Origin of the sequence: Citrobacter sp. R4, assembly GCF_026719175.1 — a bacterium.
GTDB classification, from domain to species: domain Bacteria; phylum Pseudomonadota; class Gammaproteobacteria; order Enterobacterales; family Enterobacteriaceae; genus Citrobacter_A; species Citrobacter_A sedlakii.
In genome coordinates, this window is the sequence record NZ_JAPPSU010000003.1 from 315,991 (window position 1) to 329,536 (window position 13,546).

A 13,546-nucleotide genomic window follows, 5' to 3' on the forward strand; every position below is an offset into this window, starting at 1 on the left:
TAGAATGAGTACTGAATATTTATGATGAACTTTCAAGCTTAGACTTTACCAAAGCAATATTTGAGCAAGTCACTAAGCTAGACGAGGATCTTTTTCAACTAACTTTCAACAATGGAAATATTCTTGATATTGGATGGACCTCTGCATTTGAGGAAGAAGGTAGATTTATAATACAAGTTATCTCAAATGAAGATTGGGAGATGCCAATATATAAATCATTTGCAAGTTGGGACGAGGAAGAGTTAAGCGATAAGATCGACGAAGCTTTGAAAAATTGTTCATATAAAAACCCAATATGAAATTACAAATTCAACATATCGGTGTTAACAACATCTGGCACGACTGGCTGTTGATATAACCATTGAGGCGTAGAAACGGCTTAGCACGATTGAGTATGGGAAGTGTTTGTAAATAGACCCGTTTTAGTTCCATGCATTTTTTGAGATCCCGGCCAAATAATGTTGTTGTCGGTATTCCTCTGGTGTCATATTGCTCAGTGATTCATGCGGGCATTCACAGTTATATTCTGACAACCATTTTTCCGTGATTTCCCGCACTTCATTCAGCGTTCTGAACAGATAAAAATCGAGTATTTCTGTACGGTATGTCCGGTTAAAGCGCTCAATGAAAGCGTTCTGCGCCGACCTGCCCGGCTGGATAAATTCCAGTTTTACTCCATGTTTCTCTGCCCAATCAGCCCGCGCCAGTGAAATAAACTCCGGAGCATTATCCATGCGAAGCATGGCTGGATAGCCGCGGTTTGCCGCGATCCTGTCGAGCACCCGGACCACTCGCGGGGCTGGCAGATTCAGATCGATTTCAATCGACAATGCCTCCCGGCAGACATCCTTAACAGTTCGTCCGGCTTCAACCGATTTGATTACGGCAATGATCTGGTGCTCAGTAAAACGGGCTTTACGTATAGCGATCTCCTTCGTTGGCAGCGTGAGTATGCCGGAAGATCTCTAAATGTGAATGGCACGATTATGCGGGATACTTACACAACCATCTCCGCGATGCCGGGCTGACGGGCGAATACTCCCCTCACTCCCTGCGCTATGCCTGGGCGCAGGACGCGATCAGCTATTACAAGGATCAGGGATTAAGCCACAAAGAGGCACTGGCGGTAACCTCAACAGATCTGGGACATGGGGATGGGCGAGGACGGTATATCGAGCAAGTTTATGGCTAAATTAATTAGCCCGATATCCATCATAAAAGCAATATAAATAGCAACATAACTTCTAGTATCAATCACTCTAAATGCTAGTATTTTCTCTTTGTGTAATACCAGATAATTGCAGATATTGCTAAAACTAAAACAGCAGAGATCCCAAAAGAAATAAAAGGTGCTATAACTTTATTCATTCCACTCCATTTATTAAGAATTAGTGGATTAACTGCAAATTCAGCAAAACTTGTAACACCAACCAAACCGAAAATAAATGTTAACCAATAATTGCTAGAGTTTCTTGCTGAATCTGACCTATATTTAAGTTCGTCCATGCGAAATCTAGCCATCTCTTTCGAAGAAGCAATTAAACTCTCTGTCCCAAAAGATTTAATGAGATATGAAAGCGTATCAGAAATTTCCCCAGATATACTACTATGATGAATTTTATTTTCTGTTTCTGCCAATGTTGTATAGGAGATAAATAGATGCTGTTCAGATGGCGGGTTATTAGCCCAAGAGCACGCTCTAGAAATACTCATATTATGATATTCAACCTGCTCAACTCTTGCCTGATTTTCAAGTATTCTTGATGAGGTATTTCTGTCATCCCAAATATCTTCTGACTCATTCTCTCCTCTTAACCAAGTCCATAAGTAAATGGATCTATTTGCATGTAGACAATAATCATTAAACTTCCTTAAATCTGGCGGCAAGGAGTTTTTCTTTTCGCTGATATCAGCTCTATTCAAAAACTTAACCAATGACTCAGAGAAATTTTTCAACAAAGCACTTTTATCCTGAGGTTGCTTATCGAAACGTAAAAGAGAAACAGAAGGCCGTCCGTGCCAAAGATAACTATATGATTTAGCTTTATTATTCTTAAATTGTGGAACCAACATGCTACTAATAACGTTTGAATATATAGAACGACACATTTCAATCGTAGATTCCCATGATTCATTCTCCTCCGTTCCTGCAATCTGGTGCAAAATCCATTCTCTATGATTATCGAACGAAAAAGTACAACCTTCTTTCTCAAAAGATTCAGTTAATACTTTCATGCTCTTATCTCGCATCTTCTGTTTTAATTTTCTTATTTCTCTTCCATCAAGATAATTTCCACCAATTGAAAAAACATCTTCAAAGCTATTTTCTAAAACTACTTCACCATCGAGCATTTGAAGTTTCGCATCAACCCATATTTTATCAAAATATCTTTGACTTATGTTTATAATTGATGATAAGAAACTGTCATCATCAATCCCATTCCATTTACCATCAAATTGAAAATAAATGATAGCGATTCCATCACGGTAGATCTTTACTCCCGGATACATAGGGTACTGCTCATTACTTATCTCCAGAACAAAGGGAGGTAATGATGTTCTTATGTAAGCCTGATTATCATTCACGAGTCTATTTTCATGGAAAAACAACTCGGAAGAAATCATTAAATCAGGAATTATTTCTTTTGGTATATCATCATCAAAATTTATTTCCCATGAAGAATCCCAATTTCTTCCTTCTGGATGTAAATTACTATATTTTATTTGATTATTTTCATTGAGATATAAAAACTTAAAATCTGAAAAACAAACATATTTAGAAAACCCTGATTTAAGAAGTTTATTAGCAGTCTTCAATAAGTCTACCGAATGAACTTCAAAACCTAACGAATAATTGTAAAACACATTTACTTGATTAATAAAAAGACGCTTTTTTTGTTTATTATTAAGCATATTAAAAAACATAGTCGAACTCACTAATTTTATAGAAATTTTATCTTAATCGTGCAATAAACCATTACATAGCAAGGTTCATCCACTCCTCGTACTTCCTCGGCGAAAACGGGGTGAGCGTCACTGTTGTTCCAGCAATCCAACCATCAACCATGTCCGCCCACTGCTGCAACATGTAAGCTCGCGGTCGCGCGTATTCGGCTTTGTTATAAATTGCTCTCACCCCTTTCTGCTCATGTGCGAGACATTTCTCTATCCAGTCCGATGGATACCCTGCCTCATGCAATAACGTGCTAGCCGTCCGCCGCATGTCATGGACGGTAAAGTGCTCCAGCGCCTTCCCTTGCGACTGTGCCACTTTTACGGTTGTAGTGATAACGCCGTTCAGGGCTGCATTAGACAGTGGTTTGTTGATGTTATAGCGCCCTGCAAGTAAGTAAGGACTTCCTCCGGCACACATTTTCAGGCCTATCAGCAAATCATTAACCTGGCGCGAAAGATAGATGACATGAGTCCGGCCTCCTTTCATACGGCCAGCAGGAATGGTCCACTCATTGGTTTTGAAATCAACCTCATCCCAGGTCGCTAAAGTGAACTCGCTTTTACGTACCATTGTCAGAAATATAATCTTCAATGCCAGTTTGAGCGTTGGCATCCCTGCAACGGTATCCAGTGTATTGAAGAAAATGCCAACTTCTCGCGGGGAAAGGCTTCTGAGCCTGGGAGTGAACGTTGCGATAGAACTCGCTTTAATATCCTGAGCCGGATTAGAAAAACTGTGCCCTCGATCATTTGCATAACGATAGACACTGCTGATTATCTCGCGAACCTGTACCGCTGTTGCATTACCTCCTCGATCTATTATCCGATCGCAAAGGTCGCGCACCATTGCCGTAGTAATTTCGGTCATTAATTTGTTGCCCAGCACAGGCAGGATATCTCGCTCAATAACCGCTTCTTTCATCGCTCTGGTACTGTCCGCCAGTGTTACATGCTTCATGTAATTGTCGGTATATACCGTCAGCGTCTCACTCTCCCGGAGCTTATTTTTACCGTAACGTTTGTCTACAGCAGGTGATATGCCTGACTTGAGCAGCTTTTTCGCGGTATGAAGTTTTTCCCTTGCTTCAGCCAGAGAAATACCGTCAATACCATACTTCCCTAATGTCAGTGTTTCTCGTCTTCCGTTGATACTGTAATCGTAGCGAAACGAGACTGTGCCTGACGTCAGCACTGCAACATACAAACCATCCCGGTCAGTAACTTTATAAAGTTTGTCCTTTGGCTTGAGGTTTTTCAGTTTGATATCAGTCAGCATAAAATCACCATTTTGGCATTATTTTTACAACGGTATCAGACAGAGAGAAAAATACACCTCTAAGGCGATACCGTGAGAAATACCGCTAAAAAGTGTGAACTGGAGTGAGGAAACATGAATGCACATAAATAAAAACCCCCTGTAAAAACAGAGGGTTGATTGCATTTTTACCTGTTCATGAAAACTCAGGAAGGGTTATCGGCTTATTCCCACTCAATGGTAGCGGGGGGCTTACCGCTGATGTCATACACCACGCGGGAAATGCCGTTCACTTCATTGATGATGCGGTTAGACACGCGGCCTAAGAAGTCATACGGCAGGTGCGCCCAGTGCGCGGTCATAAAGTCGATGGTTTCAACCGCACGCAGAGAGACAACCCAGTCGTATTTACGACCGTCGCCCATCACGCCAACCGAACGAACCGGCAGGAACACGGTGAACGCCTGGCTTACCTTGTTGTACAGGTCAGCTTTGTGCAGTTCCTCGATGAAGATCGCGTCCGCACGACGCAGCAGATCGCAGTACTCTTTCTTCACTTCGCCCAGCACGCGTACGCCCAGACCTGGCCCCGGGAACGGGTGACGGTAAAGCATGTCGTACGGCAGACCCAGCTCCAGACCAATCTTGCGTACTTCGTCTTTGAACAGCTCTTTTAGCGGTTCAACCAGACCCATCTTCATCTCTTTTGGCAGACCGCCGACGTTATGGTGAGATTTGATGACGTGCGCCTTGCCGGTTGCTGAAGCAGCAGACTCGATGACGTCCGGGTAGATAGTGCCCTGAGCAAGCCATTTCACATCTTCCAGCTTCAGCGCTTCTTCGTCGAACACCTCCACGAAAACGCGGCCAATGATCTTACGTTTTGCTTCCGGATCGTTTTCACCCGCCAGCGCGCTGAGGAAACGGTCTTCCGCCGGAACATGAACGATGTTCAGGCCGAAATGGTCACCGAACATATCCATCACCTGCTGCGCTTCATTCAGACGCAGCAAACCGTTATCGACAAAGACGCAGGTCAGGTTTTTGCCGATCGCACGGTGCAGCAGCATCGCGGTGACGGAGGAGTCAACCCCACCAGACAGACCGAGGATCACTTTGTCATCACCGACCTGCTGACGGATACGCTCAACCGCGTCGTCGATGATTTTTGCCGGCGTCCACAGCGCTTCACACTGGCAGATATCGCGCACGAAGCGCTCCAGCATACGCATCCCCTGACGGGTGTGCGTCACTTCCGGGTGGAACTGCACGCCGTAGAAACGTTTTTCCTCATTCGCCATGATGGCGAACGGGCAGCTTTCGGTGCTGGCAACGGTCACAAAGTCAGACGGGATAGCGGTGACTTTATCGCCGTGGCTCATCCAGACGTCGAGCAGCGGCTTGCCGTCGGCGGTCAAGGAGTCTTCGATACCACGCACCAGCGCGCTGTCGCTAACCACTTCAACCTGGGCGTAGCCAAACTCGCGCTCGCTGGAGCCTTCTACATGACCGCCCAGCTGCATCGCCATGGTCTGCATGCCGTAGCAAACGCCAAATACCGGTACGCCCGCTTCAAAAACGTACTGCGGCGCGCGCGGACTGTTTTCTTCGGTGGTGCTTTCAGGGCCGCCGGAAAGAATGATACCGCTAGGATTAAACTCGCGAATCTGTGCTTCAGTTACATCCCAAGCCCACAGTTCGCAGTACACGCCGAGTTCACGTACGCGACGCGCAACCAGCTGAGTGTACTGCGATCCGAAATCAAGGATGAGAATGCGATGCTTGTGAATATTGTCTGTCATTGACGCTAATTCCGAGGCAAATGAAACCAAAAAAGCGCCCGTCAGGGCGCGTAAACTTATCAGGAGCCCAGACGGTAGTTCGGGGACTCTTTGGTGATGGTCACGTCATGAACGTGACTTTCCTGAATACCCGCACCGCTGATACGGACGAATTCCGCCTTAGTACGCAATGCGTCAATAGTACCACAGCCCGTCAGTCCCATACAGGAGCGCAGGCCGCCCATCTGCTGGTGAATGATCTCTTTCAGACGGCCTTTATAGGCAACGCGGCCTTCGATACCTTCCGGCACCAGTTTGTCGGCGGCGTTATCGCTCTGGAAGTAACGGTCAGAAGAGCCTTTAGACATTGCGCCCAGCGAGCCCATTCCGCGGTAAGATTTATAAGAACGGCCCTGGTACAGTTCAATTTCGCCCGGAGATTCCTCGGTACCGGCCAGCATAGAACCGACCATCACCGCGCTTGCGCCTGCGGCAATGGCTTTCGCGATATCGCCAGAGAAACGGATACCGCCGTCGGCGATAACCGGAATGCCGGTGCCTTCCAGCGCTTCTACAGCGTCAGATACGGCGGTGATCTGCGGAACCCCCACGCCGGTTACGATACGGGTGGTGCAGATAGAGCCTGGGCCAATCCCCACTTTCACCGCGCTTACGCCAGCGTCAGCGAGGGCGCGCGCGCCTGCGCCAGTCGCCACGTTGCCGCCGATGATTTGCAGATCCGGGTACTTCGCGCGGGTTTCGCGGATACGCTGCAGTACGCCTTCGGAGTGGCCATGAGAGGAGTCGATCAACAGGACGTCAACGCCCGCAGCAACCAGCGCATCAACGCGTTCTTCGTTGCCCGCCCCCGCGCCAACCGCTGCGCCGACGCGCAGGCGACCGTGCTCATCTTTACAGGAATTCGGTTTACGTTCTGCTTTCTGGAAATCTTTAACGGTGATCATGCCGAGCAGGTGGAAGCTGTCATCAACAACCAGCGCTTTCTCGACGCGCTTTTCGTGCATTTTTGCCAGCACAACATCACGCGCTTCACCTTCACGCACGGTAACCAGACGCTCTTTCGGGGTCATATAGACGCTCACCGGCTGGCTCAGGTCCGTCACAAAACGCACGTCGCGGCCCGTAATGATGCCGACCAGTTCGTTGTCTTCGGTCACAACCGGGTAGCCTGCGAAACCATTGCGTTCGGTCAGTTCTTTAACTTCGCGCAGGGTGGTCGTGGGCAGAACGGTCTGCGGGTCGGTAACCACGCCAGATTCATGTTTCTTCACGCGACGGACTTCTTCCGCCTGGCGCTCGATAGACATGTTTTTGTGGATAAAACCAATGCCGCCTTCCTGAGCCAGAGCGATTGCAAGGCGCGCTTCAGTCACGGTATCCATTGCTGCGGAGAGCATAGGAATGTTCAGACGAATGGTTTTCGTCAACTGCGTGCTGAGATCGGCAGTATTCGGCAGAACGGTGGAGTGAGCGGGAACGAGGAGGACGTCGTCAAACGTCAAAGCTTCTTTAGCGATACGTAGCATGGGCAATATCTCTGACCTGGGGTGGATAAATATTGCCGTGGCATTATACAGAGCGTAACCGATTGCATCTACACTTTTTTGCAAAAAAACCTTGCGATCCCCGGTAAGCGGGTTACTATCGACTGAATAACCTGCTGATTTAGAATTTGATCCCGCTCACATGTTATCCTCTCAGACTTCCGCCATTTTTACCGTAAGCCGCCTTAATCAGACGGTTCGTCTGCTGTTGGAACAAGAGATGGGGCAGGTCTGGATCAGCGGCGAAATTTCGAATTTCTCCCAGCCCGCATCAGGCCACTGGTATTTCACCCTGAAAGATGACGCCGCCCAGGTGCGCTGTGCGATGTTTCGCAACAGCAACCGCCGGGTTACTTTCCGCCCGCAACACGGGCAGCAGGTGCTGGTGCGCGCCAATATCACCCTCTACGAGCCGCGCGGCGATTACCAGATTATCGTCGAGAGCATGCAGCCCGCGGGTGAAGGGCTGCTCCAGCAAAAATTCGAACAGCTAAAAGCCACGCTTTCGGCAGAAGGTTTGTTCGACCAGCAGTTTAAAAAACCGCTTCCCTCCCCTGCCCGCTGCGTCGGGGTGATCACCTCGAAAACCGGCGCTGCGCTGCATGATATTCTCCACGTGCTCAAACGCCGCGATCCGTCACTCCCGGTCATTATTTATCCGACCGCCGTACAGGGTGACGATGCGCCAGGGCAAATCGTGCGCGCCATCGAACTGGCGAACATGCGTAACGAGTGTGACGTGCTGATTGTCGGACGCGGCGGCGGTTCACTGGAAGATTTATGGAGCTTCAATGATGAACGGGTGGCACGGGCAATCTTCGCCAGTCGCATTCCGGTAGTGAGCGCCGTCGGACACGAAACGGACGTGACGATTGCCGATTTTGTCGGCGATCTGCGCGCGCCGACCCCTTCAGCAGCCGCTGAAATGGTCAGCCGCAACCAGCAGGAGCTGGTGCGCCAGCTTCAGTCTGCCCAGCAGCGCCTTGGCATGGCGATGGACTATTTTCTCGCAAACCGCAGCCGTCGCTTTACACAGTTGCATCATCGTCTGCAACAGCAGCATCCGCAGCTGCGACTGGCGCGTCAGCAGACGGCGCTGGAACGATTACAACAGCGGATGAATATCGCGATTGACAGCCAGCTTAAGCGTTCCGGCCAGCAGCAATTCCGCTTATTACAGCGCCTCAATCACCAAAATCCTCAGCCGCGCATTCACCGGGCGCAAAGCCGTGTTCAGCAACTGGAATATCGTCTGGCGGATACAATACGCGCGCGCCTGAGCGCAACGCGTGAACGCTTTGGCAATGCGGTCACTCATCTGGAAGCCGTCAGTCCGCTCTCCACTCTGGCACGCGGCTACAGCGTGACCAGCAGCGCCGACGGCAATGTGCTGAAACACACTAAACAGGTGAAGGCTGGCGATCTGCTGACCACCCGGGTCACCGATGGCTGGGTGGAAAGCGAGGTGAAAGCCGTCAAAACGGTAAAAAAATCCCGCCAGCGTAAAAGCGTTTAATTTTCACACTATACTGCTGTTATTCCTTATTTATTCGGCCTTGCCAGAATTCAGGAGAACAGCATGCCCCACTTTTACAGCGTCATCCCGCCTTATATCCTGCGTCGCATTATCGAAACAGGTTCTGAACCGCAGCAGCGGTGCGCACGACAAACGCTGAGCCACGTGCAGACCCTGATGGCGCATATGCCGGGCAAGCCCGCCGCGCCGCACGTCAGTCAGGCTGGCCAACTGGAACGCGACATTTACGATGCGAAGCAGACCCAGGAACTGCCCGGCACGCAGGTCCGTTATGAGGGCCATCCTTCGAATGGCGACGTGGCGGTAGATGAAGCCTATGATTATCTCGGCATAACCCATGACTTTTTCTGGAAAAACTGGCAGCGCGACTCGTTGGATAACAAAGGGTTAATTCTCACCGGCACGGTTCATTACGGACGCGAGTACCAGAACGCCTTCTGGAACGGGCAGCAGATGGTGTTTGGCGACGGCGATGGCGAGATTTTTAACCGTTTCACGATTGCCATTGACGTGGTGGCGCACGAACTGGCGCATGGGATCACGGAATCCGAAGCCGGACTGATCTACTTTGAGCAGGCGGGCGCGCTCAATGAATCGCTATCTGACGTGTTTGGCGCGCTGGTAAAGCAATACCATCTGGGGCAAACCGCGGACCAGGCCGACTGGCTCATCGGCGAAGGGCTGCTGGCGGAAGGTATCAACGGCAAGGGATTACGCTCAATGTCGGCACCGGGTACCGCCTATGACGATCCGCTGCTTGGCAAAGATCCACAGCCCGGTCATATGCGCGATTTTATCAAAACGCGTGAGGACAACGGCGGCGTGCACCTTAATTCCGGCATTCCTAACCGGGCGTTTTACCTTGCCGCGACGGCGCTCGGCGGTTACGCATGGGAGAAGGCTGGCTATGCCTGGTACGATACCGTGTGCGATCGCCAACTGGCGCAGGATGCCGACTTCATTGATTTCGCGCGTTTAACCATTCATCACGGCGAAAAACGTAGCGGTAAAGAAACGGCGCAGGCCATTGAGGACGCCTGGAAAGCCACAGGAGTGATGTAATGGATATCCCTGAACTCACCGATGACGCCGTTGTGGAACTGGCACGCGAAGGCGGCGTCGCGTTTATCCCGAAGCTGAGTCAACAGCGCAAAATTGCCCTTTCCACCTTGTCTGAGGCCCAGCGTCAGCGCGTTGCCGACATCCTGCGGCAAAGCCTGTCCGTCGGCACGCCGCCGGGTCAGGCGGATTCGCCGGGGCGAGGCGATCAGCGCTATTTTCGTATTCAGATCGTCTGGACCCGGCACGATCAGGCGGGATACGCCGATATCATCGTGCTGGTGCCGGAAAATGACGCGCCCGCTTCGCTCGTTGAGCTTTGGCAAAAAGGAGAGGACTGCGTGTGCGATTAAGTTCGCGTCAGGGCAAACTCAACGCGTTTTTTTGAAATCAGGCCATGGCCATTCTGGCAAAAGTAATCCACCGCGCCACAGGCTTTTAAGATCTGTAGCGGCTTATGGCAGTCCGGGCACAGCGCCGCAAGGGCATAATCGACATTGCACGTCGCACAATGCGCGGTCTCACCGTTACGTTCCAGCGGATTTTGGCAGTCTGGACAACGAAGTTCCATAGCAGTCTCCCTATCTGGATGTGTGCCCTCTCCTGAGAGAGGGCTTAAGTGATTACTTACTTTTCTTGATATGTTTAATCAGGCGCTTACGCTTGCGCATCTGCGTCGGGGTCAGCGTATTACGCTTATTCGCATACGGGTTTTCCCCTTCTTTGAACTGGATACGAATCGGTGTCCCCATCACTTCCAGCGACTTACGGAAGTAGTTCATCAGATAACGCTTGTAAGAGTCCGGCAGGTCTTTAACCTGGTTGCCGTGAATCACCACGATTGGCGGGTTGTAACCACCGGCGTGGGCGTATTTCAGCTTCACGCGGCGGCCACGCACCAACGGCGGCTGGTGATCTTCCACCGCCATCGTCATGATGCGGGTTAACATCGCGGTGCTGACGCGACGGGTGGAGCTGTCATAGGCCTCACGTACGGATTCAAACAGGTTGCCGACCCCGCTGCCGTGAAGTGCGGAGATAAAGTGTACGCGGGCAAAGTCGATAAAGCCCAGACGGAAGTCCAGCGTCTCTTTCACCTGCTCTTTCACTTCCTGCGTCAGGCCATCCCACTTGTTCACCACAATAACTAGTGAGCGCCCACTATTAAGGATGAACCCCAGCAGCGACAGGTCCTGATCGGAAATCCCTTCGCGGGCATCAATCACCAGCAGCACCACGTTAGCGTCTTCTATCGCCTGCAGCGTCTTGATTACCGAGAACTTTTCCACCGCGTCGGTAATCTTGCCGCGCTTACGTACCCCTGCGGTATCAATCAGCACATATTCACGCTCGTCACGCTGCATGGGGATATAAATGCTGTCGCGCGTGGTGCCGGGCATGTCGTAGACTACCACGCGGTCCTCACCCAGAATGCGGTTAGTAAGCGTAGACTTACCCACGTTCGGTCGTCCGACTATCGCCAGCTTGATCGGCAGATCCTGCGGGTTAAAATCATCTGCCGGCTCTTCTTCCCCGTTCTCGTCGGCGTCATACTGCGCCCAGTATTCGGCGTCTTCATCCACCTCTTCCTGCGGCGCGACATCGTCCATCCACGGCAGCAGAACGTGCTCCAGCAGGCTGAGAACGCCGCGACCATGAGACGCGGCGATCGGGTGAATTTCCCCCAGCCCCAGGGAGTAGAAATCCACAACCGCCTGGTCCGGATCGAGACCGTCGGTTTTGTTGGCGACGAGGAAGGTCGGTTTTTCACGGGAACGCAGATGCTGAGCGATGGCTTCGTCAGCAGGCATCAGGCCCGCGCGGGCGTCCACCATAAACAGTACAACGTCCGCTTCTTCAATCGCCAGCAAGGACTGTTCCGCCATACGGGTTTCTACACCGTCTTCCGTCCCGTCAATACCGCCAGTATCAATACAGATAAACTCGCGACCATCAATTTCCGCACGACCGTACTTACGGTCACGAGTCAGACCCGGGAAATCCGCAACCAGCGCATCCCGGGTACGGGTTAGACGGTTAAATAACGTGGATTTTCCGACGTTAGGGCGCCCGACAAGCGCGACCACAGGTACCATGTTTAAAGCCTCATTTTATAAATCATCAGACAACAGACGCGATTTTTGCGCCGTTGTTAAAAACAGGAAAACGGCCCCTGCACCAGGAGCCGTTTTTTAACGCGCACGACCGGAACGATTAACGTGTAATCGCGTACACGGTACCGTCTTTCGCCTGGATCAACAGTTTGCCGTCGGCAGACACCGGTTCGGTCTGGAAGCCGGAGCTGTCAACTTCCTGCTGTGCCACAAAGCGGCCATCTTCAACGTTGAGCCAGTGCAGGTAACCTTCGCTGTCGCCCACCACCAGATTGCCATTGTACAGCACCGGAGAGGTCAGCAGACGGTGCAGCAGATCGCTCTGTGTCCACAGGGTTACGCCGCCGTCAGTGGTCAACGCCAGTATGCGGTCATTCTGATCCACCAGATAAATACGGTTGCCGTCAACGATGAAATCGTTCACTGACCCCAGTTCACGTTTCCACATGATCTGACCGCTGCGCAGATCCAGCGCCGTCAGGTTACCATTATACGCCAGCGCATAGACGATACCGGCAACGATAACTGGCGTGGTATCGACATCGCTGAGACGGTCGATTTCTGTAGAGCCCGTCGCCTGAGAAATACGCTGCTGCCAAATCATCTGGCCCTGCTGCATCAGCACGGCGCTTACGCGACCGTTATCGCCGCCGACAATCGCCGCGCCGAAGGCCGTCGCTGGCGCAGACTCGCCGCGCAGAGACAGAGAAGGCATATCAAGGTTGACGGTCCACTTGATCGCGCCATCCGCTTCGTTCAGCGCCTGCAGCTGGCCGTTACTGGTATGAATCAGCACCAGGCCGTCGCTGACCACCGGACGCGACAGCGCTTCGCCCGCGACTTTGGTCTGCCACGCAACGGTACCGTCCGCGGTGTTCAGGGCATATACCTGGGCTTTTTCACTGCCCAGGTAAACATGACCGCCAGACACCGTCACGCCGCCAGACAGCAGCGCAGGCGCGCGGGAGAACCAGCCATCTTTCTCGTTGAGGTTAACCGACCAGATCTCTTTGCCGTCGTCGGCATTTAACGCTTTCACCACGCCCGCACGATCGGCGGCGTAAACCACGTTATCTGCCAGCGCAGGATGGAGGTTGGAATAGAAATCACCGATCCCGTTGCCCACAGAGGTGCTCCAGACGGTAGACGGGGTAAACTGGTTCTCAACCACCGGTAATGGGGACATTTTAACAACGTCTTCTTCGCCGCTAAACAGTGAACAGCCGCTCAACAGGGTAACGGACAGCAGTCCTGGCAGAAGTAATTTACGCAATTGCATC

General features: G+C 51.2%; 11 protein-coding genes and 1 pseudogene. 4 read left to right on the forward strand and 8 right to left on the reverse strand.

Annotation, left to right across the window (positions count from 1 at the left end; all coding sequences use genetic code 11):
- Positions 1–422 precede the first annotated feature (422 nt).
- On the reverse strand, positions 423–953 hold the full coding sequence (locus OOJ60_RS10235) for an IS3 family transposase (protein ID WP_072015022.1): 531 nt from the start codon (positions 951–953) through the stop codon (positions 423–425).
- A 2-nt stretch (positions 954–955) separates the two neighbouring features.
- On the opposite strand from OOJ60_RS10235, the pseudogene OOJ60_RS10240 reads away from it, so the two are divergent.
- A pseudogene (locus tag OOJ60_RS10240) lies at positions 956–1,192 on the forward strand (integrase domain-containing protein); the annotation flags it as partial.
- A 74-nt stretch (positions 1,193–1,266) separates the two neighbouring features.
- On the opposite strand, the gene OOJ60_RS10245 reads toward OOJ60_RS10240, so the two are convergent.
- From OOJ60_RS10245 to guaB, 4 genes are all read right to left on the reverse strand, one after another.
- Complete coding sequence (locus tag OOJ60_RS10245) at positions 1,267–2,925, reverse strand: hypothetical protein (RefSeq protein ID WP_205612509.1); 1,659 nt, start codon at positions 2,923–2,925, stop codon at positions 1,267–1,269.
- A 52-nt stretch (positions 2,926–2,977) separates the two neighbouring features.
- Positions 2,978–4,231, reverse strand: a complete 1,254-nt coding sequence (locus OOJ60_RS10250) for a tyrosine-type recombinase/integrase (protein WP_042291363.1) — start codon at positions 4,229–4,231, stop codon at positions 2,978–2,980.
- Positions 4,232–4,434: 203 nt separating this feature from the next.
- Positions 4,435–6,012 (reverse strand): glutamine-hydrolyzing GMP synthase, encoded by a 1,578-nt coding sequence (guaA, locus tag OOJ60_RS10255; protein ID WP_205612510.1) that lies wholly within the window; start codon positions 6,010–6,012, stop codon positions 4,435–4,437.
- A gap of 59 nt (positions 6,013–6,071) precedes the next feature.
- Positions 6,072–7,538 (reverse strand): IMP dehydrogenase, encoded by a 1,467-nt coding sequence (guaB, locus tag OOJ60_RS10260; RefSeq protein ID WP_042291368.1) that lies wholly within the window; start codon positions 7,536–7,538, stop codon positions 6,072–6,074.
- Between the two features lie 160 nt (positions 7,539–7,698).
- Between guaB and xseA the strand changes: the two genes are divergently transcribed.
- From xseA to OOJ60_RS10275, 3 genes are all read left to right on the forward strand, one after another.
- A complete protein-coding gene (gene xseA / locus OOJ60_RS10265; protein ID WP_205612511.1) occupies positions 7,699–9,072 on the forward strand; it encodes an exodeoxyribonuclease VII large subunit in 1,374 nt (457 codons plus the stop codon).
- A 63-nt stretch (positions 9,073–9,135) separates the two neighbouring features.
- Positions 9,136–10,155 carry a M4 family metallopeptidase gene (locus tag OOJ60_RS10270; protein WP_042291373.1) on the forward strand — a complete coding sequence of 340 codons (1,020 nt, stop codon included), beginning with the start codon at positions 9,136–9,138 and terminating at the stop codon, positions 10,153–10,155.
- Entirely contained in the window at positions 10,155–10,505 is a 351-nt protein-coding gene (locus tag OOJ60_RS10275) for a protealysin inhibitor emfourin (protein WP_042291377.1), read from the forward strand. Before OOJ60_RS10270 ends, OOJ60_RS10275 begins: the two co-directional genes overlap by 1 nt.
- On the opposite strand, the gene OOJ60_RS10280 is transcribed toward OOJ60_RS10275, so the two are convergent.
- The 3 genes from OOJ60_RS10280 to bamB all read right to left on the reverse strand — a co-directional run bounded on the left by OOJ60_RS10280 (position 10,502) and on the right by bamB (position 13,545).
- Positions 10,502–10,723: a zinc ribbon domain-containing protein gene (locus OOJ60_RS10280; RefSeq protein WP_042291379.1), complete on the reverse strand. Its 222-nt coding sequence runs from the start codon at positions 10,721–10,723 to the stop codon at positions 10,502–10,504. The two genes, OOJ60_RS10275 and OOJ60_RS10280, sit on opposite strands and share 4 nt — an antisense overlap.
- Before the next feature lie 52 nt (positions 10,724–10,775).
- The gene (der, locus tag OOJ60_RS10285; protein WP_060570505.1) at positions 10,776–12,248 is read right to left on the reverse strand and encodes a ribosome biogenesis GTPase Der; all 1,473 of its coding nucleotides are present in this window, start codon (positions 12,246–12,248) and stop codon (positions 10,776–10,778) included.
- 118 nt (positions 12,249–12,366) lie between these two features.
- The gene (gene bamB, locus OOJ60_RS10290; protein WP_205612512.1) at positions 12,367–13,545 is read right to left on the reverse strand and encodes an outer membrane protein assembly factor BamB; all 1,179 of its coding nucleotides are present in this window, start codon (positions 13,543–13,545) and stop codon (positions 12,367–12,369) included.
- Position 13,546 lies beyond the last annotated feature (1 nt).

Coding starts and splice junctions, on each gene's coding strand:
- OOJ60_RS10245 (WP_205612509.1), bottom strand. CDS start 2,925: ATGTTTTTTAATATGCTTAATAATAAACAAAAAAAGCGTCTTTTTATT.
- OOJ60_RS10250 (WP_042291363.1), bottom strand. CDS start 4,231: ATGCTGACTGATATCAAACTGAAAAACCTCAAGCCAAAGGACAAACTT.
- guaA (WP_205612510.1), bottom strand. CDS start 6,012: ATGACAGACAATATTCACAAGCATCGCATTCTCATCCTTGATTTCGGA.
- guaB (WP_042291368.1), bottom strand. CDS start 7,538: ATGCTACGTATCGCTAAAGAAGCTTTGACGTTTGACGACGTCCTCCTC.
- xseA (WP_205612511.1), top strand. CDS start 7,699: ATGTTATCCTCTCAGACTTCCGCCATTTTTACCGTAAGCCGCCTTAAT.
- OOJ60_RS10270 (WP_042291373.1), top strand. CDS start 9,136: ATGCCCCACTTTTACAGCGTCATCCCGCCTTATATCCTGCGTCGCATT.
- OOJ60_RS10275 (WP_042291377.1), top strand. CDS start 10,155: ATGGATATCCCTGAACTCACCGATGACGCCGTTGTGGAACTGGCACGC.
- OOJ60_RS10280 (WP_042291379.1), bottom strand. CDS start 10,723: ATGGAACTTCGTTGTCCAGACTGCCAAAATCCGCTGGAACGTAACGGT.
- der (WP_060570505.1), bottom strand. CDS start 12,248: ATGGTACCTGTGGTCGCGCTTGTCGGGCGCCCTAACGTCGGAAAATCC.
- bamB (WP_205612512.1), bottom strand. CDS start 13,545: ATGCAATTGCGTAAATTACTTCTGCCAGGACTGCTGTCCGTTACCCTG.